Source organism: Martinezella sp. CNPSo 3957 (assembly GCF_057784395.1).
In genome coordinates this window covers 140,747-165,397 of sequence record NZ_JBXSOU010000010.1, presented here as the reverse complement: position 1 = coordinate 165,397, position 24,651 = coordinate 140,747, and the positions used below count along the sequence as shown (strand labels likewise).

Genomic DNA, 24,651 nt, shown 5'->3' with positions numbered 1-24,651 from the left:
ACATGATAGAGACCACTGATGATCTGATCGGCAAGGCGAAAAACCTTGCCGAGGATTTTTCCAGAACAGCCGCGCATCACGATGCAACGGGTGCCTTCCCTTTCGAAAATTTCGACCGGCTTTTCGATGCCGGCCTGCTCGGCCTCGTCAGCGACCGAGACCATGGCGGTCACGGCGAGGGCCTGACATCGGCACAGGCCGTCATCAGCGAGATCGCCCGTGGTGAACCCTCGACCGCGCTGGTGCTCGCTATGCACTACACCTCGCATTTTACTATCCGCCGCCTCGGCAAATGGCCCCGGCATCTGGCCGAGCGCGTGCTGTCGGCAAACAGGCAGGGAGTGGCACTGATCAACAATGCGCAGGCCGAACCGCGCATCGGCTCACCCGCCCATGGCGCCCTGCCCGAGACGATCGCACGCCGTGACGGCGATCGCTGGCGCATCACAGGCCATAAGAGCTATGTGACCGGCATCCCCATCCTGAAATGGGTATCGCTTCTGGCCGTCACGGACGAGGAAGAACCGCGCCTTGCCTCGTTTCTGGTGCCGACGGATGCCCCCGGCTTTCGTATCGAGAAGAGCTGGAACGCGGCCGGCATGCACGCGACGGCGAGCGACGACATCATTCTCGAGGGCGTATCGATCCCGATTGACGATGTCATCGAGGCGCAGCCCGCGACGGAACCGATCCGCCGCAACGAACATGCCGCCGCCTTTTTCTTTGGCCTGCTCGGTGCGGTCTATCACGGCGTCGCCAGCGCTGCCCGCGACCGCATTCTCGCCTTCGCCAGCAGCCACACGCCCGCAAGCCTCGGCACACCGATCGCGACGGTCCCACGCATCCAGGATGGCCTGGGCGAGATAGAGGTCCGACTTGCAACGAACGCCCGGCTACTGCGCTCGCTCGGAGAGGATGTCGATGCGGGCCGACCGGTCGGGATGGATGGCATGCATGTACGCCACGTCGTCATCGACAATGCCGTCGCCGTCACCAGCCTTGCGCTGGAGCTCGCCGGCAATCCCGGCCTCAACCGTGACTTCCAGCTCGAGCGCCATCATCGCGACGCGATCACCGCCCGCTCGCACGCACCGCAAAGCCATATGATCCGAACGATCGCAGCGCGGAATGCATTGAGCCGGCTTGGATAAGCCGGCTCCCGTTCGCAAAAGCCCTGCCTACCCGGCTCAGGCGTTTGGGCTCAGCCATATCTGGCCGAAACTGTTGTTGATGCCCTGTGCTCCGGGCGCGAAATTCTTCACCCGCTTATTGGCAACGATCTGCGCGCCTGCCGCCACCAGATCGACGGAGACGACATCATCATGGATGATGTGCTGGAACTTGTACCAGAGCTGCCGGCGCTTGCCCTCGTCCGGCTCGACGGCAGCGGCTTCAAGAACGGCATCGACCTCAGGGTTGGAGTAGTGACTGGCATTGGAGAATACCAGGCCGATCTTGAAGTTCTTCGACCAATAGGCGCGCTGCACGCCAAGCGTCGGGTCGAACGTATTGGACAGGGATTCGATGACCAAATCCCAGGCACGATCCGTGTAGACGGTCTTCAGGAAGGTGGCGAGATCGAGCTTGAGGATTTCGGCATCGATGCCGACGGCAACGAGTGACTGCTTGATGAAGTCGGCATAGGATGGCTGCAGAAATGAATTATAGGCAAGCCGCAGCTTGAAGCGCGTGCCGTTGGCACCGCGCGGATAGCCGGCATCGTCGAGCAGCTTGTTGGCAAGCTTGGGATCATGTTCACGCGCCTTGATGCTCGGATCATACCATTTCGGCAATGCCGTGCTGATCGGGCTTGGAGAGACCTTTGCATAGCCGAACAGGGCGATGTCCACGAGCTTCTGCAGATCGATGGCATGAGCGATCGCCAGCCGCACATCCTTCTTCTTGAGAATCTCGTTCTCATAGTTGAAGAACAGCTGCTGCTGCGGCCCGGAATATGCATAGGTCGTGGTATCGACGACAAGATTGGCATTCGCCTTCAATCGCTCGATGTCGGAAAGCGGCACCGGGTTCGCGCCAATGTCGATCTCTCCCGTCTCAAGTGCTGCGGCCCTTGCTGCGGGATCGAGGATGACGCGCAGGACCACTCGGTCGAGATAGGGTTTCGGGGCGTCCCAATAATTGGGGTTGCGGTCGAAGATCAGATGGCTTCCAGGCACCCACTCCTTGAGGATGAAGGGACCGGTGCCGATCGTCTGGGCAAGGGTCGGCTGCTCTGTCGGCTTGAAGGTCTCGTAGATATGTTTCGGCACGATCGGCGATTCCGAACTGCCGAGCGCGGAAATCAGGTAGGGTGCCGGCTTGGACAGAACGATGACAGCCGTCAGCGGATCGGGCGTTTCGACCGATGTCACGTTCTGAAAGGTGATGCGCCCGCGCGGATGGGCCTCCTTCAGGCGAAAGATGGTGAACTTGACATCCTCGGAGGTGAAATCCTTGCCGTCATGCCATTTCACGCCCTTGCGGAGCGCGAAGGTGTAGCGCAGACCATCATCGCTGGCCGACCACGACGTCGCCAGCAATGGAGCGGGATTGAGATTGTAGTCGAAATCGAGCAATCCTTCATTGATCTTCGGTCCGATGGCCTGTCCTGTGCCGGAGGACGTATTGATCGCGATCAGCGCCGTCGGATCGGGATAGTAAGCCCAGTTCAGGGTTCCGCCGCTCACCGGTGTTTCAGCAGCGCCGGCCCCTAACGGAATGCCGCCGAAGGCGAGGCCTGCACTACCTAGGAGCAGCAATTGATTGAAGTGACGGCGATTGATCGACATTTGCTCGCTCCGAAATTTGGCGTTACAGGCCCGATGACCCATTGCGAAAATCATCGTTACGAAAGCATGAGATCCAAAGTCAGTTTTTCTAGCTCGCTGCGAAAGCAATCCTTCCCGCACTCAGATATTCGTCCATTTGCCGCGTGGAACGATGCAGGCACCCTCTGGGCTTATGATCGACGGAAATTATTTTCCCGGAGCTGAGGAATATTAGTCTATAAATTCTGTAGAGAATTAGCAGTGCGAACTAGCGTGCATCGCCCTCCCGGAACAAAGGCGCAGCCGCATGACGACCACCAGACGACAGCTCCATCTCAATGTCGGCATCAACACGACAGGTTATCTCGCCAATGCCTGGCGCTACCGCACCGGTGACCGCCATGATATCAACAACCCCGACTACTATCGCAGGCTGACGGAGCTGGCACATAAAGGGCTGTTCGATGCCGTGTTCTTCTCCGATCACCCCGCCTTGATGACCGATCCGAATGGCCGCCCCTTCCATACGATCGACCCGCTGATCCTGTGCACCGCGCTGGCGGCGCAAGTGCCTGACATCGGCTTTGTCGCGACCATGTCGTCCACCTACAACTCGCCCTATAATCTTGCCAGACGCACACAGTCCGCCGATATCATTTCGGGTGGGCGCATGATCATCAACATCGTGTCCTCCTTCAATCCGAATGTCGCCGCGAATTTCGGCGCGGAACCCTTGCCGCCGCGCAGCGAGCGCTACGCGAAGGCATCCGAATTCCTCGATGTCGCCAAGCGGCTCTGGTCGAGCTGGGATCCGAGGCGCGAAGGCGATATTCCCGAAAATCGCTTCTGGGATGCGGCAAGCGCGCAGGCGATCGATCATTCCGGCAAGTATTTTACCGTGCAAGGTCCGTTGAACGTACCCGTCGGACCGCAGGGCCATCCGGTGATCGCTCAGGCGGGCGCCTCGGAGGGCGGGATCGATCTTGCAGCCCGCCACGGCGAGATCATCTACTGCAATATTCTGTCCCGACCGGCAGGCCGAGCCTTCGGCAGAAAGGTCAGGGAGCGGGCCGTAGCTTTGGGCCGTGACCCTTCCGGAATACGCATCGTGCCCGGCCTAGTGGCCATTCTGGGAAAGAGCCGCGAAGAGGCCTTGCGCAAACATGAACTCTTTAGCGGTGCCGGCTCCGAGGATGGGCTGATTGCCCGCTTTATCAAGGACAACGGCATCGATCTGGATGGTTTCGATCCGGATGCTGTTCTGGATCCGGAACGTTTCATCCCCGATCCCAACCGTATTCAGGCCGTCGGCATGGGGCTCGGTCTCTCGGACCTTCTGTCCCACGAGCAACTCACCGCACGTCAGGCAGTCCGCCGCTCCGAAGGCCACCATCGCCTCGTACTCGGCACACCGGAAGAAGTCGCCGATGCCATCATAGATCTCTGGGCCGATGGCACGGTGGATGGCTACACATTGCAGCCGCCACGCGCTCCCGACGATATCGAGGAATTCGTCACCAACGTCATCCCGATCCTTCAGGATCGCGGTGTCTACAGAATGGCCTACCAGGAGAAAACAATGCGCGAACGCTACGGCCTGCCCTATCCGTTCAACAAGTATGTAAGTATGGAATAGCTTGATCGCCCTTAAACAGGCAGTGATTGCGAAATGGTGGCGCCAAGGCATGGCCGGCGGCGCCTTGGCACACTACGCAACTGTCGACTCCTGGCTCGAGGATTATACTGAAGACCTCAAGAAGATCACCGTGCCGGTGCTGGTGATTGGCGAGGCCGATCAGATCGTCCCCTTCGCAAGTTCCGTGCCGCGTGCGGTCGATCTGCTCAAGAACGGGTCGCTGAAACCCTACCTCGGCTACCCGCATGGCATGCTGACCACGCATGCGGATGTCCTCAACCCCGATCTGCTCTCGTTCATCAGATCTTGATGACATCCACCGGACCGCGGCTGTCATCAACGTCGGACGGAGGATCTGTCACCCGGCACTGCCCGGTGACAGCTGTTGGTGCTGGTACGTGGAGCGTTCCCGAACTGTGCTTTCGATAGTCGTAAGTTGCTTGGTGCGTCGTGAAAGATGCAACTTGTCGCGCTTCAATTTTTCGATGCGATGGCCGATTTCTCCACGGGGTCGAAATATCTCGGCTTCCTACCTTTAGGTAACCTCAGGCTGGCGTTCGCGTCGTCTTCGAGTTTTATGGCGCTCAGCTACTTGGGGACACTGACCACAGTGTCTGAAAGTCGTCCCGCGCTTGGCTGCAATGCCACATTTGAAGATCACGACCCCCGTCAACAAAATCGGATCCGTTGATGTGAAGGGATACGAACTTGAGGCCCGGTAGATCCGAACAGCATTAAGTCGTTGATTCAATACAATACGTCTTTTACAAGCTATCGATCGGTCGAGGAAAAAATGGGGCAGGCAAGAAGACCCCTCATCTGCCACTAATCGAAATATCCATTATCCCAACTTGGCTATAACGGCCACTCCTTGCTCCACGGTAGCCGGATAGATACGGAGAAGTTGTCCTGTCTTAAAGTTTGGGAGTTTGTGCAAATTACTGTTTCGCCCCATGTTCGGTGTGTAGACATCATAGGCCATCTTCTCCGCGTCCAGGTAGGCGCGAAGGTCTGCCCGGTCGAGCACCCAGATCGGTTGTTTCCCAGTGCTCATCTTATCAATGGCAAATGTCACGCCCCCGGTAGTAAATGCAGATAGGTACTTCGTGCCTTTCGCATCTTTTTGGGACTCGTGAGGGTGTACATCGGGGCGCGCTTCGATCCTCGCCAGCATCGCGTCCCGCGTCGGGTTCGTCGAATTTGGCGTGACCAACATAGAATAACTCCCAGAAATTTGAGCTTGGGTCGACTCGGTGTAGAGCTCAGGACACTCGCTACCGGCCGCATCTTCAACGACGATCGCACCACGTGCGGACCGATGCATCTCGACCGCAGTCGCTCGCACGGGAAAGATTGCGACGTTCCTTGTGACTCCCCGCCTCTCAGCACAAAGCACCACTTCGGCGGAGGCCCTCGCATCCTCACCAGCGTCGTGGTGGCTAAACTCGAGGCCGAGATGCTGCTTCAATGAGGAAAGCCCGTGTCCGCCGCTTCCCTTGAGCTCTGGCCACGCGGCTCTGGCAACCCGCACACTGTCTCGCCACTCCCACGTTGGTTGCGTCAAACGGCTGTGTTGACAGGCCGCAGCAACAGCGGACTGGTCAAAGCTGGAGTGCTGATAAACTACACATGTGCCCAGAACCTTTTGTAGGTCGGGAAATACCTTATCGAAGCTTGGGGCCCCAGAAACGGTTCGTGCCGTGATCCCGTGTATTCTCGTGTTGGACCAGTCGTTAGTCTTGGGGTCGATGTAGGTGACCCAGGTCTCGATCGAGCTGTCCTCGCGGACACATGCCACACCGATCTGACAGATGCTGGCCCGATTAGAGTTCGCAGTTTCGACGTCGAGAGCAAAGAAGCGGAACGGGCCTGCGGGGAACGGGTTTATCGTGATCGGACTCATCGTTGGCGCACGGGGGGACGAGATGATTTTGCCACTGAGGTGACGAAGGCGTTGCCGTTCAATCGCCTCCAGCTTGTCCTTGCCCCAACGCAGCCGCTCAAGTGTTGCATCGACAAGCTCACCTGGTTCGCCGTAGATCTCGGTCGCGCGACGGTTCCATGAGATGGCGTCGGCGGGTGCCAGAGCAAGAACAGCGCGCTCCAGGCCGCCGATATCGAGATGGTCTGGCACAGCAACACAAACCGCCCGGCAATGGTCTGCAACGAACGCGTTGCGAAGTTCCTTGGCGATCGAACCGTCACGAACCGTCATCTTATCAGCGCGATCGCGCCACATGCGGCCCGTGTTGTACATCCGCGAAAAATAATGGCTCGCACTCTCCGAACCCGTCCGGTGCCGCTGATGTATGCGCTTATAAAACGTTTCGTCCGCGGAGCTAGTTGAGCCGATGTAGCGAAGGATGCCAGTATGATCGATAAGCCCGTAGATGCCGCGCGAATCGCGGGGCATCTCTGATGTCAGGCGCGGTGTGGCACTCAGCAACTGATCAAGGATGGTCTTGGCCGCGTAATCCATTATATTTCCTCAAATATATTCTTCAACGTTGTAAAATCGCCTTCTTTGTCGGCCGACTGTGATCAATCTTCTTATACCGTCCGTCATCACGTAAGCCTCGAGGTACCGTTCGACATGGCGCCTTGCCTACGGGCTGACCAAGAAACAGATCGAGGAAATATGCTGTATTAAACTCTAGCCGCAGATTTAATCGGTTGGTTCACATTCACGCCTCAGTTGTGGAGGATAATTGGCGAAATAAGCAACAGAAATTCCACGCTACTTCTTGAAGCAATTTTCACGATGCCACTGCAGGAAATGCGGATGTGGCCGCGCTGACGGCCGCAAAGGCACAATCGCTGTACCGGTCTTGTTGACCAATCCTCTTATGCGCTCCGGGTCATTCGCCTGCCGCGAAACCAAAATATCGAGGTCATCAGAAAGGCTGATAAGGCCGCGATCAAACATCCAATGCGCCGTACCCGATAAAGCGATGCCATTGCTGAGGATGTCAGGTCCATTCGCCTCCACGGGGCGGATATGGGCAGCGTCCACTTCAGCCCGCCCGCCACCATTGATGAGTTTCAGGCCAGTGATCGCGCATCGTTTGTCGTAGGCCTGCAAAACGAGCCGTCGAAACAGCCGATTGCGAACAGCACGGGAGGTAAGCTGCATCACGCGGTCGCGTTCTTGTTCAAAGATGAACGGCGTTTGAGCTGTGTCTTCAAATCCATTTGTAAGATCAGCCGTTTCAACTCCATCCAGCCGCGGCAGCTCCGGTTCAGGCTCATTGAGGCCGACCGATAGGATGCGATTGAAATCCGCAGCGGAAATAGGCCGCACCGCCGATTGCGCTCGCCCCGAGATCCGTCCGTCATGGTTCAATACGCCGCGCTCGATGACACCATCCGGGCCATTGAACGGAACAGGATTGATGAAATCAAGATAACTGCCAGGTTCGATCAGCGCCAGATACATGCCCGCCATCTTGGGATCCGGGATGACTTGGGCGACCTTGGCAACGGCAAAATAGCCGCGCGTGGCGGCAACCTTGCGCGGTTCATAATAGATAATCCAATCCCCGACGCAGTTTTGAACGCGACCGAGGTACTGGCTTGGAAACTGATATTGTTCAGCCGGACTGTCGTCATAGATCGAGTCCGAACGGTGAATGAAAACTCCGAATCCCATCCTCAGTGCTTAGCATGAGAAGATCGGCTTCGGATATGAAGTCTGTCCCTTGCTCGAAGACAAAATTACCGGAATTGCACGTTTTTAGCGGGAACGCCTTATGGCGCTCCGGGACAACGGCGACACGGTCGATTGCCGTTGACTTCGGCCTTTGCGACGGCTGGTCTCGGTCCTATCGACGAATTGACGCGCAATCTCCGCCACGTCCCAGAACGCCCGATCTTAACCCTTCGCTAACGTTCATTCCTTAGCAGGCCGTGCCCCGGGGCTGGAATCTTATCTGTAAGGGAAACCTGAATGATCATGAATCCGATGGCGAGATCCTTTCAACACAAGATCGAAGGCTTTTGCGAGATACGGCTGGCATCACTGGTAAGTCGGGCTGAGCTCGAGCGTCTGACCGCTTACATGTTGGCGCTGGTCAGCGATCAAGCCCTTCCTCCCATGAAGGGCAAGGCAGTCGATTGGACCGAAATCGCCGCTGCATGCCGGCTGGCAGCCAAACCAAGCACAAAACTGATGCGCGTGGGACAGCATGGGTTCGATGCCATTATCCGCTGGGTTAACACGAACACCGCGACACCTCGCAACCGCACGAGTTCACCATCGGGCTCCGTGCGGATCTCGAAAGCTCGAACAGCCGACAGTCGTCGCTCTGCCAATAGGAATTCAAAACCGGGAGTAGAGCCCAAGCCGATTGAGGAATTCCCCGTTGCGCTGTTCGATGACTATCCAGAGCCCGTCTCGTTTCAGGCGGCATTGGAATTGCACATCAGACGCTTTGGCGAGACCTATTACCATCTTCATCGTGCTGTTATGCGGCCCGGCGACAATTTTGATGCGAAGACTCTTCTCAGTTGGCTGAAGGGCACAAAGGTGCCGCGCAGCGTCGAAAGCTTCGAGATCCTGGATCGAGTCGAGCAACGGTATCGGTTGCCGTCTGGCTACTTCAAGGCAAAGCTTCCGCATCAGTCTCGCGCCGGCACCGGCCACGACGTCGACGAAGATATTTCTCCCGCGGAGCGCCGCCGGCTGGCCTGGCATCTTCCTGACAATTTCAACAGGCTGCCGAAAGCAAAGCGCCAGGAGATCCTCGAATGGGTTCGCAGGGTCATCATCACCGGCGCAACCGACTACCGCCGTTTCCAGGCGGCGGCAATCAGACAACGATATGCAATCCGCTTCCCGGCAATGGCTTATGGTGGACGGGCGTCGGCGGTCCCAATCGGACGCGGCGCTTCGAACCAGGGCAATCCCATTGGAGACCTTGATGATCCGGACTTGCTGTCAGGCGTTATCGATGCCCCTCCCCGCCTTGCGCTCGAGATGGCAAATCTGATTTCGTTCAAGACATCGACGCTTACGGCGGTCGGGTTTCAGCGCAACAGCGTCTGGGGCGAAGAAACGGCCTCGCAGAAGCTGGAACACCTTGGTCTCATGTTCGGAGCCCTTGCCGCATCTCCTGATGGTGAGGTGGCGGGACGAGGGATTCCGCTCGGTGCCCTCACCTTCGGTCTGCTTGTATTTCCCGGTATCTGGGACTGGTATTTGCAATGGCGCGAGCGCCGGCGTGGATTCTACACGGCCTGGGAAGCCGACATGCTGAGCATCGCCTTGTCGCTCACGCGCGAAGAAACCGGCTGGCTCAGACAGCATCCGGAACTGATCGAGAGGGTCATTCCGATCGAAGGCCTTGTCTCGGCGGAGCAGATCGCCTTTGCCAAGCGTGACTGGCATGCCTGCTGTGACGCGTTTCATGCCCATGCGCGCAATCGCATCAAGGAAATCCAGCGTGTGATGCGCATACATCGCGATCCATTCGAACCGATCATGTGCGTGCTCGAGGCGCCAAGTCCACTGGCGGAGTATCGAAAGATCACAGACGAGATCCTTCTCAGGATGCCGGACAAGGATCGATATCCGAGAGCAGCAGCCGAATCCGTGAGATCGTTTCTGATGCTGCGGCTCGGTCTTCACCTGGGACTTCGCCAGAAGAACCTCCGGCAGCTCCTGCTTTGCCCGCGCGGCCATATTCCAACCTCGGAGCGCCGGCTTGAAGAACTGAAACGCGGCGAAATCCGCTGGAGTGATCGGGACAATGGCTGGGAGGTCCTGATACCGGCCAATGCCTTCAAGAATTCGAACTCATCCTTCTTCGGCTCCAAGCCGTTCCGGCTTATCCTGCCGGATCTGCTTGACCTCTATTACTACATCAATGCCTACATCGATCGGCATCGGCGCGTCCTGCTGGCGAATGCCAATGATCCGGGAACCTTCTTTATAAAGACGGTAAAGCAATCGAGCACGGAGGCTTCGTACAACCAGACCACCTTCTATGAGGCGTGGCGGCTAACCATTCAGCGGTACGGGATCTACAATCCCTATACCGGCCGCGGCGCGATCAAGGGCTTGCTGCCGCACGGTCCCCATAACGTCCGGGATGTTTTGGCCACCCATATTCTCAAGCTGACGGGATCCTATGAGCAGGCGAGCTTATGCGATCCAGGACACCCCTGACATGATCCAACAGCACTATGGGCGGTTCCTGCCGCAAGACAAGGCAGCGCTGGCAGCCAAGATACTGAATCAGGTCTGGGAGGCCGCATAAGGTTCAGGTGCACAGGGTCGGTAGACGTCTGCTTGATCTATTGTGGTTGGCTGGCGCGGCGATGTGACGCGCCAGCATCCAGGCCCAATATCCTCGACGGCAGGTGCTTATATTGCCGGGTGCTTAGATGGTCGGAGAAGCAGAGATCGAGACGTCGATGTAAATTCCGAATTCCGGCCGGCTGCGGATCTCAGATAAGCCACCAACCGCTCGCGATCTCCAGAACTCGCGAGTGGATTTGATAAACTTCACCGAAAGCCGCCTGCGTCCATTCACAGGGATTACCCATCAATGTCGCGAAAAGTGGCGTCGTAGAGGATTCCGGCGCGCTCCAAATTCTCGCTTCTAGCGACGGCGCGAGCGAACATCCTGTCAGCCTAATTCCATCGGTGGCTTACGTAGACGGCACCTTTTCGATCGGCCTTCGGTTCATTTGACGAAAGCTCGGCATCGCCAGCGGAGCGAGCGTTGCGATCAAATAGAGCAGCATCGTTATGCCCAATGCCAATGTAATGCCGAAAGTGTCGACCAACAGGCCGGCATAGATGCCGCCAAATGGCATTAGCGCCCAGGCTAGCGCTCCCACGAGCGCGATCACTCGCCCCACCAATGCTGCGGGAATGCGCTCGAACAGAATGGCCCCGATAATCGGATTGATGAACCCGGCGGCAAATCCACCGGTCAACAAAACCAAGAGGATACTTTGAAGACCGGGATCCACGGCGAGCGCTGCCATCGGCGCAGGCCCGGCACAAAGAAAACCAGTCGTATAAACAAGCATCCGGGGAAGACGCTCCGCAAAAGCTGCGGCCATTGCCGCACCGGCGACTGCTGCGCCTGAAAAAGTCGCGAGGAATATACCAACCCATGTTACGTCCAATCCCGACGATCGCACCCAGACAGGCAGCAACACCATGGCATAGGCCTGGTCGAAGAGATTTGTGATTGCGAGCATCAGGACTAGCGTGACCAAGATAGGCTCACCGCGCAAAGCCGACCATCCCGCAGCCAGATCATTTAGGTAGGTTGCAGAAGTGTTCGGCTTCGCTGTCTCCGCCACCGTTGGTCGCGGAATGCCGAGCCCAACCAAAAGCGAGGATAAGAGAAATGCAACCGCATTGGCCACCAACGCCGGCGCTGCTTCGATCAAGGCGATCAACGCCCCTCCTCCAGCCGCTCCCAATGTGCCGGCAAGCCGATCACTGGCTCCCAGGATGCCTGTCGCTCGCTCAAGCGGCATCTTGCCCATGGACGCAACGCTGGGAACCAACGCTTGTTTGGCGGCGTCAGACGGGGCGCGCAATATTCCGATAAGGGCCACCGCCGGCAGCAACAGCCAAACTGACAACAGTCCAATCCAAAACAGCAAAGGCACGAAAGCAACGGCAATCGCTGACAAACCGTCACTCCAGATTGCGACCCGCCGTGCCCCAATACGATCGATGAGCGGCCCGCAAAACGCCTTTGCCGTCACATATGGCAGCAATTCCGCCATCCCTACCACACCGGTCAGCACCGGGTCGCCAGTTAACGTCAATACCAACCACGGGATGGCGATTGCCGAAAGTCGCGTGCCGCCGACAGATACAACGGTGGCCGCAGCTAAAGTGACGACCGGTTTCTTGTCACTCATTTTTTCCGTCCTCGGGGGGATGCGGAAACGCGTGCAAGATAAATGTGACAGGCTGAACGTCAGGTTCGTACGGGCCGCCCAGTTTCGGCGCCGTTTCCATAGCTTCGTCCAGGACGGCATGAAGCCTTTTGACCAATGCCTCGGTCTGAGCTGCCGTCAGCGGAATGCAGTAGTCACTGACAGTCGACGCCAGACGCCATTCTCGCGGTAATTCGGCATGGCGCGCCAAGGCGCTCTTCATCTGTATAATTTGGGCGGTTAATGCGGCCTGCGCAAAGGCAATACCTGCATCCAATGCCTTCTCATTTTCGTCGGCTGGAGGAAATGACGTTAATTCGTGCCGCGCGCGCCACCACCGATCCCTGGCATTCCCCCTATCCTCATCCTCCTCAATGAAGCCATGCTTTGCGAGCTGCCGCAAATGGTAGCTGGTAGCGCCGGTATTCATACTCAACCGAGCCGCAAGACTGGTCGCTGTTGCCGGGCCATTCACTCGCAGCATGCCGAGCATGCGTAGCCGTTGCGGGTGGGCCAGCGCGCGCAAAGCGGTGGCATCCGGTTTTATGAGGCTGATGGAACGACGTTCTGTCATGAAGTTCTCCCCGTAGCAGAGAAGCTTACATTACAAAGAAATCTTTGCAAAGATTTCTTTGCGGTTATGCTGCGTTTAAGGAGGATTGAAGGTCGGCGCAAAGCTGCTTTCCGAGGCAGTGGGGAGGAGTGCAGTTCCAACCATCGTTTTGCGCTCCAGAGTACGGAGAACGACACTCAAGCGATAGGTAGCGATGTGTTCAGTCGCAGATCACATCGGCGGGTGGCAACGCTCTATCGAAAGTTAGGTCTGAAGTTATAGGAACTCTGCAAATAGCAGGATAGAGGGCCGACAACGCCGAGAAAAATAGCTCGCCTTGAACGGAATCGAACCGTGGTCCCGTCGAGGAAACGCTTAAATTGTTGATCATATCGATAACATTCGCTCTATCAGTTAGCGCGTGTGGGAAGATGGAGTGCATAGTGCATGGCAAATCAGGCAGTTCCCTGCCCTCGTGAACACCGAATACCGTGGATCCTCGCATGCTCGCCAGGCGAGCTTGGCCACTTAAAATTATTCATGTCCGCTGACGCCTCGTTCCTGGCGGCGCCGTGGCATCGGTATCATTCGGCCGCAGGAGGCTCCGCGGACGTGTTCCGAATATCCTGTTTCCGTATGGCAACCTGCATGCTCTCGGGCAGTCCCATCCGGACAAGTCGTGTCTGTGATCTTCATCCATTATTTGAAGGCCGTGGGATGCTAGGTCGCCTTCCAGAACCGCTGGAATTTTGGAACTCGCCCGGCGAAAGGTTTCGACGCTATTTTTGATGAGCCACCGCGGTGAAACGCATTCCATCCCGATACGCCCCAACATATCCTCAGAGATCCACATGCAACCGCCGTCAGGTCCGAATCGGATAAGAAGCGGATGGCTCGTCTCTTCGGGACCGAAGCGACCTTCGAAGCCAAGTTCAGCGACTATTTCCTCAAGGGCGATCATATCCACAACGATCGCGATAGTGATCTTGCTGCGCACGAACGCCCATAAGTGATCGGCGTTCGAGATCGACAAAATAGGCGGAAGATATGGCATCCAACTGCGGCGCCCGAGCGGATCATTCCAGATAAACACCCAAGGCGCTCTTGCGTCCCGAAATTTCGAAACAGCTTCAGGCACTTTCGCGTCAGACCTCATCACATAGTAAGACAGGCCGCTTTCCGGGCTTATGGATCCAACGCCTTTCGCCAAGGCAGTATCGATGCAGTCGTTCAACTGAGCAGAATAACCGACCTCAGGATCTGTCAACACCTCCCGTCGCAGATCAGGATTTCCCCAAAGCCTGGTCGATGCATCGGTCTCATAAAAGCTCTGGAGGATTTCAAGGCTGTCTTTCTGCTTGCGGGCGCGTGGATTCCGCGACCGCGCGGCCTTTACTTCCATAAGGTAGGGGTCGCTCGCCCCAAGGAGACAAATATCACCGTGTCGGATCGTGTTGGTTATGTCGGTCAAGATAGCCGGCACGTTGTGATCAAGAGCGCTGAACAGAAGAGCCAGCTCGTGCTCCAGACCAACCTTATCGCTTAGAAAACCCGCATCAGCCTTCGGACGCTTCTTACCGGTTTGATAGTAGGTGTGCTTCAAGGCGAACTTGTCGAGGTAGGTGAAGGCGGTCGCATCACCGAACGATCGCCAAATATAGGCGGAGAACCGATGCCCCTCGATCCTTGTTTCCAAGAAATTTCGACGTTTCTCGCTTATCTCAGCGACCTTCATCTCGGCCTTGAGCTTGCGCACCGCGCGCTCAGTTCGGACAATCTCGCGTGCCAGATGAATTTGCAATTCCCGCAGGATCTTGAGGTCATCCAGGTTCGCTCGGAGACGCGTTAAGAGATCGTGGGCATGGAAGAATGATTTCCTGCGATATCCGATCATGCAGGACGTCCCGTTCGATCAGCGCCGCCCGCTCCCATCTCACCATCGATGTTCGGTATCGACTCACGGATCGTCAATCTGTTCGAAGCCTCCTTCACAGAAAGCATCGCTAAGCGAGAGTGCGCGGTATAGAGCCGATTGCCAGCTGTTACGGTTTCGACGCCGGCGACTGCGCGATTCTCGCTCCATCTCGTCCCGCAGGCCGTCGGGACCGTCGGCATCGAAAGTTTCCTGGAACGACAGCTTGCGTTCCACCAGCTCGACGGCAGCATTATCGCTGTAGAGCAAGCCGAGGTTCAATTTTCTAAAGTGGCGTCGAGCTCGGCTGACAATCTCGGGGTCAACGCCTCCCGGCTCTCGGACAGTGTAGGTGACTGTGATGCCTTCTTCGATATTGAGCGAAGCCTTGATGAGTCGATGCTGGCTCCAATTGTCGAAATACGGATGGAACAGTCGCTGGTTGGCGTTCTGCGCCCGATATGTCCCCTTGTCATGGTTACAGTCGAAACAGCATGGAACGAGATTTGCCGGAAAAACCGCCAGCTCAGGATAGTCGTCCTTCGACAAGTAGTGATCGAGTGTCTTGACGTCGCGCTGCGCACAAAGAGGGCAGCGCCCGTAGCGCGCTAATCCCTTCAATCTGAGATAGGTCGGGCGCTCCCCACCCTTTACCAATACTCGTCCATAAACGCCGCTGAGCTCAGCAGCCTCTATGTTATCCGGGTCCTGGGGATCGAACGTGTGAAGTGAGTTCTGTTGAGCATGCTCGAGGTAAAGGGCCGCCCGAGCCTCGACCCAAGGGCGTTGAGCCAGCAAGGCGTTCTTCTTTTCAACCGGTCGGGTGCGGGTGGCGCAGGCCGAGAACACAATCCCGGCATCATCTTCAGGGATAGCGATGTTCAGCATCAGCGGCCTGTCCGAAGCATTGTCCGAGCGAGCGCCCTGCCTTCTGCCCCCACCTTATTGTCGAACTTTTCCAGGACCTCGTCGATATCCCCGGAGTCCGCTGCGGCGTCTGCAATCAAATTGTGGTGGCCGCTTTCCGTCACTTGCACTCGGAAAATCTCTCTAGTGAGCGCACCAAGATTCTCGGCGAAGGTTTCAATCTCCGGCCGTTCAATCTGAACTTTTCCTCCAGGACGGAACATCAATGACACGCAGTCGGAGGGGACTTCCTGTGCAACGACTGGTGAATGCGTCGCCAGAATCGCGACGCCATTTCGTTTGATGAGGAGATCCGAGAGTGCTCGCACGAACGCCATCACCAGGGGCGGGTGAAGATGCGCCTCGGGTTCATCGATAAGAACCAGAGTTCGCTCACTGACCAGTTCTGCCAGCTGAGTAAGCGTCAACAGAACGATCTTATGGCCGGAACTGGCACTACCAAAAAGCTCTCCGGCCCGGCCTTCGACCTCGTTTGGTGGGAGGTTCGCAAGATCTGAAAGCTGGAGTGCCGCAAATAGGGGATCGAGTTCCAAGATCCGCATAGCCGCCTGCCAACGTGGACGGCTCGCACTGCGCAGGCAGCGCAATGTGCTTTCGACGAAGTCCTTTTGTAGATCCGCCTCATTCTTATTTCCGGTAGCTCGCTCGTCACCTTTGCGAATACGCTTCTTCAGGCCAACATAGGTGTAGTCAATTCCGCTCCTCGTTCCCGCCTTCATACTACGCAGCCGACCGGCAGCTGAGCGTGACGGGGGATCGAAGCTGTCGAACGCACTGAACGCTACGGTGATCAGGTTCGCAAATTGATCCTTTGCGGCCGTGTCCTCGTCATCATGAAAACGGAGACGGCCGAGGCGTTTGTCGCGACCATTTCGTAGTAACGAACTCAGAGAAGTCAGTAGCCGCGTTTTGCCAACACCGTTTCGACCGATCACGACATGGATATTTGATGGCGGCAGACTATGTGGCGTGACCTCGAAGGTAATTTCCTCTGGTGCGTCAGGGAACGTGTAGGTGAAGTTGAAGGGGGTGAGAATCGGATCGTGATGGAGAATTGAAACGAGCTTTTTAAAGCGTGCCTCTCCTACACTTCTCATCAACGAGGTGCCGTAAGCCTGTTCATCATCGACCGTGTCGCGGATAACCTGACTCCATATGACGTCCCGAAGGGCAATTAGGATGTCGAACCTGATACCATCGTCCAGCGCGAGCAAATTTTCATAAAAGTCCTGAGCCTGACCAAGCGCAGCATAGTCAAGGTCGAGCGTCTCAAAGGTCTCCTCCATTGGCGTGTAGCCGCCGGTCATGCCAGCTTGCATGATTTTCACTTCGCCAACGTCGAAACGTTCACCGTCGTCGTTGAAGTAGATTAGTGAGAATGTGGTTTTAAAACCGTAGTCGTCCCAGTTATCGCGGACAAGAAACGCCTCACTCTCACCGGCAATGCTCTGGTATTTTTTGGCGCGGTCCGAATAAGGAAGCACGGTGAAACGCATGGGACTTCAGCCTTCTCGCAAATCAATGGCGAAAACGGCAAAATGCAGCCACCGGTGGTGCTTGGCAAGGGTATTTTCTACCGACTAACAATTAATATTGTGATTTCCAATCTTCATCGATCCCAAGGGCACACCTGTCTTCCACTTCGCAACCGCTTCAGAGGCCAGCCGCCAAATAGAAGTTGTTAAAACACAGCGGCGTGGCTAGCGAACTGGTGGATACGGATATACCTTCCGAAATCAATAGCTGTATTGGGGTCTACTATGGATGTGAAGGAAGCGCTTGAAAGTCTGCGCAAGCGGACGCCGTGGCCTGTCGCGCGGCGAATACTAAAGCAGATAAAGCTGGTCCCGGGGATGGGCTGGAACAAGACCCTCGAAAAATTCAACAATGATATAAAAAAGACCGAAGAAAAAGCCGACGAGATCGTCGAGGCGTTGAAGGATCACCAGCTATGCGGCGAAAAACTGTCCAGCTTCTATGAATTCAACGACAGGGAGATGACCTCGATACGCGAGAAGCTGGGGGCGACTACGCCCCCCAAAAGCGTTTTCCTTGAAAATTATCCAATAGCCGTATCAGAACGAGATTTGAAAGCCGCCACGCCGGGGCTAACTCTTGTAGCTGTAGAGGAAGAAGTCGGGGGAATCGCGGCCGTCTTCGCATCCGCTCGTGTGACGACAGTGCGCGAGCCTATCAACATTGATGCAATGAACAAGGAAGTCGCAGCAGAACTCGACGAATACGAAGAAATTATCGGCGTGAAGACTGTTCGGTTCCAAGCATTCGACGTAATTTGGGTACCGGCTGACGGTAATACGATTGATATCCGCGTAGACTTTCCCGATGGAAGCCTGTCCGAAGTCGCAATCGCTGCGCGGAAGGTCCTCGTTACGCAATTCGAGCGGATGACTGGGTTGAAAGCACCTGAGCCTACCAATCTGTTCCCGCTGATTGACAAAATGTATAATGACAAAAACGAAGGGACAGTCGTCGAATTAGCCTTTGGGACGACTACCGCGTCATTGAAGCATGAAAAAATGAGACGGCGGAAGCTCGACTTGAGGGACGAAGCATACCATCAAGGGGGTAAGGCTGCCCTAGTTACGCCGATCGAGCCTTTTAAGGTCAGCATATTGTGGAGTCGTCCTATCGAGAAGAAGCTTGCTTCCGAACCCGAGCTTTCGCTCAGCAGCAATTCCAGAGCGGCAGGATCAGCAAATCCTATTCTTGATAGAGTTGTAATTCGGCGATGCATGGGAAATGATGATTACGAGTACGTCCTCTCGCGCATCGCACATCACCTGGGACGATAACCTTTGGAGCGATCGGTGACGCTGAACGAACTGAAGGAGGAATATCGAAGGTACTGGGGCGACTTGGCAGTCGGCTCAGTTTGTCTTTGCATCATCGACTACGTTGCCAGGACACCTCCCCAGCAGCTCCAATTTCTCACCTTCAGAACTCTCTCCCAGGTCGCGGGGAAAGACACAGTAGACTATGACCTTATCGCGGCCGCAAATTTCCTTTCATCATCTCGATTGGCGATCTTCGAAGCTCACGCGGTGCTGATTGATGAGGACGAAAGGGAGCATGAACTCTCTCCGGAAGAATTCGCAGAGGCCAAGAAAACCGGAATGTTGATCCACCCAGAGACGGGCGATCTGGTCTCCGACTTTGAATCCCACATTGTGCCCTTCTTCGCTCCGACCGAAGAGCTGTACCGCGAGCTATCGCATGAATGATCGGAAGTTCACGCTTGCCGAGATTAAGGCCGCGACCGCCAATCCGACACCAGTTGGCATCATGCTCGACATGGCATTTGCTGAGACCCATCGGGAACGCCTGGCGGTAGTGGAGCGCGCTATCGACTACATTGCACAGGAGATGGTCAAGAACCGTCATGTGCACCAAGGCAAGAGCGAGGACGCCTTGACGATTGATATCGTCAGTCACCTCAAGACCATGGGCATCCAAGCGAGTCATGATACGCAGTATGGTGGGCACTGCGACGTCGTTGTCGAGGGTAAAGACGAGTTCCTTTGGCTGGCAGAAGCCAAGAAGCACGGCGGCTACGAATGGCTGCTGAGCGGCTTCGAGCAGCTTGACCGTCGCTACAGCACCGGACTCCCGGGTCAGGAGTCAGGCGAGATGCTCATTTATTGTTTCACCGCTCGCTTGGACAACGTCATGGACGAATACCAGAGCCGGCTCGAAAAAGCGCGCTCCGATGTTGCTTTCGAGCAAGCCGAGCAAGGCGCTCTCGTGCGGCGTTCGACACACGTCCACGAAGGCACTGGAAGGACGTTCAAGGTGAGGCATAAGGGTATCCCTCTCTTCCACAAGCCGACAGTTTGAGAATCGGTCGTGACTGGACAGGAAAACACTACGCGCGTCTTCGCCCGGGTGCACTGGCTATATCAGCGGCATTCCGCCAATGGCACCCAGTCAAAATCCAGATTGACCACGTTAGATTCTTGGCGGCGCCACATCATGCGGTGAACGCTTTCGCGGCTTCAGGATCTACACCGTAAATCATTTCGAAATGGCGCCGACAATAGGCCTTCATCTCACTCTTGCTCCCATCTTGGCTAAGCCACCGAAAATTGTACTTGAACGGGCCTGGCCGACGGATCCACTGATCGGTCATGTCGTAGGTGACGTTGCCCGCATAAAAGGCGTCGAACGTCTGTTGGACGCGCGTCGTATCACGACCGGGCACGAGCCGCGGAAAAATGCCGTCATTGTCCTCCTTATCGACAAAGAGCGCTCCGTGCCGCTCGAAAAGAATGGATGTCTCTTGAGACGCTTTGTCGCCCGCCATCCATGCGCCGGGCCAACAGAAGAATTCCGGCCTAACGAACTTATCTTGCACAAAGGCAAGAAAGTGCGAAAAGAGAACACGGATCGCGACATTCCCCGGCCGAAAATCGAACGTCCGGTGTTCCTCCATCAGGTCTTTGAATTGCCCGTTGGCCCATTCGGCTGCGGTCTCGGCGATGACCATGGGAGCATCCATCATCGCACGGAAGGCAAGCTCTGCTGTTAGCTCGACATATTCTTCGCGGTCGTAATGGTGGATTGCCTGCCCCATCGTACGGCATTTCAGCTTTATCACTGTCGCTAGTGTTAGAAATCGCGCGCCTGGATCGGTATCAGCAATAAACGACTTATAATCATGCCCGATGTCGTTAGGAAATCCCGTTCCGGGGTTGATCGCCATATCGCAGACGAGCAGAAACAAACCGACGGTCGGGTGCATCACGCTGGCGGGACGGTCGAGTTCCGTGATCTTGAGGAACACCTCGAACGCCGTCTGATAGACACCGTGCAGCAGCCCGGATTTCTTGAAGTCCTCAAGGTCGAAACTGCCTCCGGACGCGACCGCAAGATACTGCATTTGCGAGAAGCAAGCCTGCCCCTCAAACAACTCCCTTGCGCCGATGCCCCAGAGGACTACGGGCGACCCGTAGTAGTAGCCCTCGACCTTATCCCGCCTCAGCGCTTCAAAGCCCCCTTCCCAGTCTTTTGGATGCTTGATGACATTGAATTCAGGATCGACGGTCGCGGCAAGCACGAGCAGATTATTGCCGTAGGCGATCTCATGAGCATGGCCAACCGATTCAAACATGGGATCGCTTGCCGTTGCTTTTGCAAGATCGAGATTGAAAGTGAGATTGCGAAATGCCCCCAAATCAAAGTGATTGTTGATGATCCGGTTTGCCAGACCCGACAGCGTTTCGGGACTGCTCGGCGCCGGCAACGTCATGGCAAGTTCGCGCACCGACTTCGTAAATCCGTTCCGTTCGATCAGGTCCTTCAGATGGAGATAATTGGCATGGGCCTGCGACGGATAGGTAAGAGAGAGCATCAGCCCGTAGGTCGAACCGACATGCTGCCACCAATGAACCGTCTCATGAAGGAACGTCGAGAACGCCTGGACCCTTTCCGATCCGGCCTGTTCACTGGTCGTAATTCCAGCTGGAGCTTCACCCAGCTTGCGGTGGATTGCAGGTGAGAGCCTGAGAACAAACTGGAACGTGTTGTAAAGGCCGTTTGCCTGCAAGGTCGCATGATAAGTTCCTGCCTCAGCCTCAGCGCGGGAACTATTGAGGAGTTCAGGAAAAAGATGCATCGCTGTTCTCGGTCTGAATTGCCATGACGAACGGGCCCCGGCAACATCAGGAGGCGTCGGCGAAGATCGTTTTGGAGCTCTCCGGATCGCCTTCGAGATTGACGATGTCGGCCGCATTGACCCAGCCTCGATCGAAGGTGAACATGCGAGCCGCGCCGAACGGATCACGAATCTTGAGTAGACGTGCCCTTTGATCGTCGGCAGCATGTTCGACGATGTAGAGCCAATAGCGATTTGCGTAGCGGCGGGCATATTCGATCTGCATCTTGGAGAGCGCGACCGGCCGGTCTGACAAGGATGCCGACATCGCCTTTACCTCAATCCATCGTTCGACCTTGCTGCCGTCACCCTCCTCGAAAAGATCGAAACCCTCATTGCCGGGTTCCGTTCGACGAAGCCGAGGTTCCTGAGCCAAGATTTTCTCGATGCCTTTTTCTTCAAGTGCCATCCGCTCTTCAAGTGTCATCCCGTCCGGATCCGGCAGACTGTCATTGGCCTGGAGCGCGACATAGGAAATAAATTCGCGGCGCTCTGCCTGCTGTCCATCAGAGGCGGCCGGTCCGCCACTGCCTTCGTCGCCGTCCGATCGTCCGCTGTTGCTCGTTTCGTGGCCGGCGCTGTCTTTATGAGCTCCCGCTTCACCGGACGAGCGTCCACCAACACTAGGCCCTGGACCGGTGGAATTTCGAGCGTCGTCGTCATCGCGCCCGGTGTCGTTCTTCGGCGTTTGTTGCCCTTCATCGGCTTGCGGCGCTTTCTCCTCGGGCCTATCAATCTTCAGGCGCATTCTGAGCTGCTCCAGATCGGTGACACCGAGGCGTTTCAGCTCATCGAGCACGTCGGGATCGATCCCAACTTCGCGCGCAAGCGCTGCGATCGCTGGTGGCTTGAACGTCAGTCTGCTCTCAAGAATGGGGCTCCTCGGCCAATCGAGATCTTCGAAGAGGATCTCGCAGGGTCGACGCAGTACACCCTGCCGATCGCAGATCCACGCGATCCGGTTCAGTTTGCGAACGAAAGCAGCGTCGAGCGTCGTGGACCGCAGATAATGATAGTTCCAGCTGTAGTTGACGCCAAGCACCGACTGTCCGCGCCTTTCAACCAGCTCTATCAGCGCCTCCCACAGCTGACGGGCGCGATCGCGGCGCTCATCCTCGGACAAGGAAGGAATGAGCTTAAGAAGGCCGTCGAGACCGGCAATATCGACATCCTGGATCAGGTTCTCGCTCGAAAATCCCTCCCATCCGGCCGCACGCCGAAGGGCGTGCCGATCCTCTGCCGAGAGATTGCATTCGCATCGCACCGTCCGCAGATACCGGGTGGATCCGCAAGCCTCCAGCATCTCTCTGACCTTTTCCCCATGAAGGCATTCATAGCTCTGGTCGACCAGATAGACCCCGCTGACGTCACCGAACAGGCTCGAAATCCGCTTCGAGCTGAGATAGACGCTCGTCGGATAGCAGACATATTTCTTGCCAGTTTCGCCCTGGATGGCAGCGACAATCAACGCACCCTTCATCGCCTCCACCAATTTGGCGCGTTGCGCCGCAGAATCGGTATCAAAGGCCCGCACCATGCGAGCGATGTCGTCGCCATATTGGGACAGATCAACGGTCTTGCCTTGATATTTCGGCAGGAGATTGCGGATCACGTCCTCGACGGGATCGGGCCGCGTCAATCCGAAACCCTGCAGAAACTTCAAGGTCTCCTCGGTGACAAGGCTTGCACGTACCGTCGGAAAATCTGTCTTCTCCTTGTCCGGCAAGAACGCCTGGATAACGCCGTGCTTCATGAAGGGAACTTGACGGCCATCCTCCAAACGAAATAACGCTATTTCCCTTGCCTTTCCCCGCCAAAGCGCTGGTTGGCCGGCGAGTACCCCGTAAAGCTGGCGCATCCATTCATCGGATTGCTCTGAAAGAAATTCGTCGCTGACACGCGCCAGAACCGCCTCGATCGTGAGCTCGCCTATCTTGAGCTCCTGCATCAGAAATGACCGAAGTTGCGGCGCCCGGTCCGCGGTAACCTCCGGCGTCATCCAGTCAATGTCGCTCTCGGTCGCAAGCAGCTTGCCAAGCTGGCCGGCATCGAAGAGATCGCGCACGTCTTGGGCGCGGGCAAGCCGGACCGCCGTCGCACTCGCAAAACCACCGGCGGCGGTCGGCAGAAGCGCCTCGTCCTTCAATGCCTGAACCATCTTGTCGAAGAGTGGAGAGAAAAGCGTTCCTGAGAGTTTATGCCGCTCCAGTGGCAGAGACCTCAGCGCTGCGGCATCGAGCAGTCCCATATCGCGCAGCCGGACCAGAACCTCGACCAAGAGGTCGCCAGTCAGTGCCGCCACCTCTGCGTTCCAGGCCCGATCGATTGGAATATTGTCACGGCTTGGCGTGGTCTGGTAGGGTCCCTGGATCAGAAAACCGGTATAGGTCGGAAGGACGGTCGGGAAGAATACGACAAGGCGCGCGTCGTCGATCGGCTGGACAACCCATTTGCCGTCCTGGTCCGCAACGAGGAATGCAATCTCGGCCAGACCTACATATTGCCCATCGTTTTCCACCGCCCTTGAGAACAGAAGGTAGGTCTCTTCCTGGTCACCTGCATCGCCGGAGGTCAGAAGCTTCACCGCCTGCATGAAACCTTCGATAACCGAGTCACGCCTATATCTTCCACTTCCTCCTCCCTCGATCGTCCAGGAGATTTCCTCGACGTGTTTCAGGAACAACAGCGCTTCCGCACCGAGGCCGGCAAGCCCTTCGGCGATTTCGTCGAAGGCTTTTTCAACATCGCCAGTCAAGGGAAGGATGATGAGAGTCTCCTCCGGCGCATGCGCATACGGGGGCACAGCTTCCGGAAACACATAGTCGCCAATCGAGAAGCTTTCCGGGCCGGAGTGGATCTCGGGGCTTTCCGTAAATGCGTAGACCGACTTGAAGCCAATGCCGAAACGGCCAATCGCCGTATAATCCTTGGTGCTCGCATTGATCCCGCAAACACCTCGGACATCGTCCGCACTGAACGGCGCGCCGAAATGCGACACCCGAAGAGACTGAGGGCTGAGATGAAAGGTCACGGCCTTCGAACCGTCCCAGTCGCCTCTGCGCCGCAAAGCGTCTTCGGCGTTCTGCAAGAGCTCGTAGATGAAATGCGTGCGCTTGTCGTAGCGGTCCTCGAGCAGCATCTTGCCGATGCGTTTGATCCCCTTTCCGTACTCGATTTCGTTCTCTACTCGTAACGCTTCGTAGTTCGTGGCCACGTCGATCTCCATCGAGTTACTGTTGTAAGCCGGTCGTCAACCGGCGCTCACCCTTCAGCAGC

The 24,651-nt window shown here is 56.5% G+C and carries 15 protein-coding genes and 2 pseudogenes; 7 read left to right on the top strand and 10 right to left on the bottom strand.

The genetic code is table 11. The features are described from left to right. Window positions 1-2 precede the first annotated feature (2 nt). On the top strand, window positions 3-1,151 hold the full coding sequence (locus tag AC13QE_RS22635; protein ID WP_488485341.1) for an acyl-CoA dehydrogenase family protein: 1,149 nt from the start codon (window positions 3-5) through the stop codon (window positions 1,149-1,151). Window positions 1,152-1,187: 36 nt separating this feature from the next. Here AC13QE_RS22635 and AC13QE_RS22630 read toward each other — a convergent pair whose 3' ends face one another. Then, entirely contained in the window at window positions 1,188-2,789 is a 1,602-nt protein-coding gene (locus AC13QE_RS22630; RefSeq protein ID WP_488485340.1) for an ABC transporter substrate-binding protein, read from the bottom strand. 286 nt (window positions 2,790-3,075) lie between these two features. On the opposite strand from AC13QE_RS22630, the gene AC13QE_RS22625 reads away from it, so the two are divergent. Together AC13QE_RS22625 and AC13QE_RS22620 are read left to right on the top strand one after the other, a co-directional pair. Then, window positions 3,076-4,404 (top strand): NtaA/DmoA family FMN-dependent monooxygenase, encoded by a 1,329-nt coding sequence (locus tag AC13QE_RS22625; protein WP_488485339.1) that lies wholly within the window; start codon window positions 3,076-3,078, stop codon window positions 4,402-4,404. Between the two features lie 16 nt (window positions 4,405-4,420). Beyond that, window positions 4,421-4,714: pseudogene (locus tag AC13QE_RS22620) on the top strand (alpha/beta fold hydrolase); the annotation flags it as partial. Window positions 4,715-5,245: 531 nt separating this feature from the next. On the opposite strand, the gene AC13QE_RS22615 reads toward AC13QE_RS22620, so the two are convergent. Next, on the bottom strand, window positions 5,246-6,883 hold the full coding sequence (locus AC13QE_RS22615) for a 3'-5' exonuclease (RefSeq protein WP_488485338.1): 1,638 nt from the start codon (window positions 6,881-6,883) through the stop codon (window positions 5,246-5,248). A gap of 258 nt (window positions 6,884-7,141) precedes the next feature. Beyond that, a complete protein-coding gene (locus tag AC13QE_RS22610) occupies window positions 7,142-8,053 on the bottom strand; it encodes an HNH endonuclease (protein ID WP_488485337.1) in 912 nt (303 codons plus the stop codon). A gap of 297 nt (window positions 8,054-8,350) precedes the next feature. Between AC13QE_RS22610 and AC13QE_RS22605 the strand changes: the two are divergent. Continuing rightward, window positions 8,351-10,661: pseudogene (locus tag AC13QE_RS22605) on the top strand (hypothetical protein). A gap of 394 nt (window positions 10,662-11,055) precedes the next feature. Here the strand turns inward: AC13QE_RS22605 and AC13QE_RS22600 are convergent. From AC13QE_RS22600 to AC13QE_RS22580, 5 genes are all read right to left on the bottom strand, one after another. Next, a complete protein-coding gene (locus tag AC13QE_RS22600) occupies window positions 11,056-12,294 on the bottom strand; it encodes an MFS transporter (protein ID WP_488485336.1) in 1,239 nt (412 codons plus the stop codon). After that, a complete protein-coding gene (locus AC13QE_RS22595; RefSeq protein ID WP_488485335.1) occupies window positions 12,287-12,886 on the bottom strand; it encodes an ArsR/SmtB family transcription factor in 600 nt (199 codons plus the stop codon). Before AC13QE_RS22595 ends, AC13QE_RS22600 begins: the two co-directional genes overlap by 8 nt. 517 nt (window positions 12,887-13,403) lie before the next feature. Further along, entirely contained in the window at window positions 13,404-14,759 is a 1,356-nt protein-coding gene (locus tag AC13QE_RS22590) for a hypothetical protein (protein ID WP_488485334.1), read from the bottom strand. A gap of 63 nt (window positions 14,760-14,822) precedes the next feature. After that, window positions 14,823-15,665, bottom strand: a complete 843-nt coding sequence (locus AC13QE_RS22585) for an HNH endonuclease (RefSeq protein ID WP_488485333.1) — start codon at window positions 15,663-15,665, stop codon at window positions 14,823-14,825. Further along, window positions 15,665-17,200: an AAA family ATPase gene (locus AC13QE_RS22580; RefSeq protein ID WP_488485332.1), complete on the bottom strand. Its 1,536-nt coding sequence runs from the start codon at window positions 17,198-17,200 to the stop codon at window positions 15,665-15,667. The genes AC13QE_RS22585 and AC13QE_RS22580 overlap by 1 nt, the downstream gene beginning before the upstream one ends. Before the next feature lie 264 nt (window positions 17,201-17,464). Between AC13QE_RS22580 and AC13QE_RS22575 the strand changes: the two genes are divergently transcribed. Genes AC13QE_RS22575 through AC13QE_RS22565 form a run of 3 tightly spaced genes read left to right on the top strand, consistent with a single transcriptional unit; the run spans window position 17,465 to window position 19,559 of the window. Next, complete coding sequence (locus tag AC13QE_RS22575) at window positions 17,465-18,517, top strand: hypothetical protein (protein WP_488485331.1); 1,053 nt, start codon at window positions 17,465-17,467, stop codon at window positions 18,515-18,517. Window positions 18,518-18,532: 15 nt separating this feature from the next. Further along, window positions 18,533-18,946, top strand: coding sequence for a hypothetical protein (locus tag AC13QE_RS22570; RefSeq protein ID WP_488485330.1), 414 nt, complete (start codon window positions 18,533-18,535; stop codon window positions 18,944-18,946). After that, complete coding sequence (locus AC13QE_RS22565) at window positions 18,939-19,559, top strand: hypothetical protein (protein ID WP_488485329.1); 621 nt, start codon at window positions 18,939-18,941, stop codon at window positions 19,557-19,559. The genes AC13QE_RS22570 and AC13QE_RS22565 overlap by 8 nt, the downstream gene beginning before the upstream one ends. Window positions 19,560-19,692: 133 nt before the next feature. On the opposite strand, the gene AC13QE_RS22560 is transcribed toward AC13QE_RS22565, so the two are convergent. Further along, window positions 19,693-21,336, bottom strand: coding sequence for a hypothetical protein (locus AC13QE_RS22560; RefSeq protein ID WP_488485328.1), 1,644 nt, complete (start codon window positions 21,334-21,336; stop codon window positions 19,693-19,695). Between the two features lie 46 nt (window positions 21,337-21,382). Beyond that, entirely contained in the window at window positions 21,383-24,589 is a 3,207-nt protein-coding gene (locus AC13QE_RS22555) for a protein NO VEIN domain-containing protein (protein WP_488485327.1), read from the bottom strand. Window positions 24,590-24,651 lie beyond the last annotated feature (62 nt).

What these genes read in the sequence shown, in the direction of transcription:
- AC13QE_RS22635 (WP_488485341.1), top strand. Translation starts at nt 3, where the DNA reads ATGATAGAGACCACTGATGATCTGATCGGCAAGGCGAAAAACCTTGCC.
- AC13QE_RS22630 (WP_488485340.1), bottom strand. Translation starts at nt 2,789, where the DNA reads ATGTCGATCAATCGCCGTCACTTCAATCAATTGCTGCTCCTAGGTAGT.
- AC13QE_RS22625 (WP_488485339.1), top strand. Translation starts at nt 3,076, where the DNA reads ATGACGACCACCAGACGACAGCTCCATCTCAATGTCGGCATCAACACG.
- AC13QE_RS22615 (WP_488485338.1), bottom strand. Translation starts at nt 6,883, where the DNA reads ATGGATTACGCGGCCAAGACCATCCTTGATCAGTTGCTGAGTGCCACA.
- AC13QE_RS22610 (WP_488485337.1), bottom strand. Translation starts at nt 8,053, where the DNA reads ATGGGATTCGGAGTTTTCATTCACCGTTCGGACTCGATCTATGACGAC.
- AC13QE_RS22600 (WP_488485336.1), bottom strand. Translation starts at nt 12,294, where the DNA reads ATGAGTGACAAGAAACCGGTCGTCACTTTAGCTGCGGCCACCGTTGTA.
- AC13QE_RS22595 (WP_488485335.1), bottom strand. Translation starts at nt 12,886, where the DNA reads ATGACAGAACGTCGTTCCATCAGCCTCATAAAACCGGATGCCACCGCT.
- AC13QE_RS22590 (WP_488485334.1), bottom strand. Translation starts at nt 14,759, where the DNA reads ATGATCGGATATCGCAGGAAATCATTCTTCCATGCCCACGATCTCTTA.
- AC13QE_RS22585 (WP_488485333.1), bottom strand. Translation starts at nt 15,665, where the DNA reads ATGCTGAACATCGCTATCCCTGAAGATGATGCCGGGATTGTGTTCTCG.
- AC13QE_RS22580 (WP_488485332.1), bottom strand. Translation starts at nt 17,200, where the DNA reads ATGCGTTTCACCGTGCTTCCTTATTCGGACCGCGCCAAAAAATACCAG.
- AC13QE_RS22575 (WP_488485331.1), top strand. Translation starts at nt 17,465, where the DNA reads ATGGATGTGAAGGAAGCGCTTGAAAGTCTGCGCAAGCGGACGCCGTGG.
- AC13QE_RS22565 (WP_488485329.1), top strand. Translation starts at nt 18,939, where the DNA reads ATGAATGATCGGAAGTTCACGCTTGCCGAGATTAAGGCCGCGACCGCC.
- AC13QE_RS22560 (WP_488485328.1), bottom strand. Translation starts at nt 21,336, where the DNA reads ATGCATCTTTTTCCTGAACTCCTCAATAGTTCCCGCGCTGAGGCTGAG.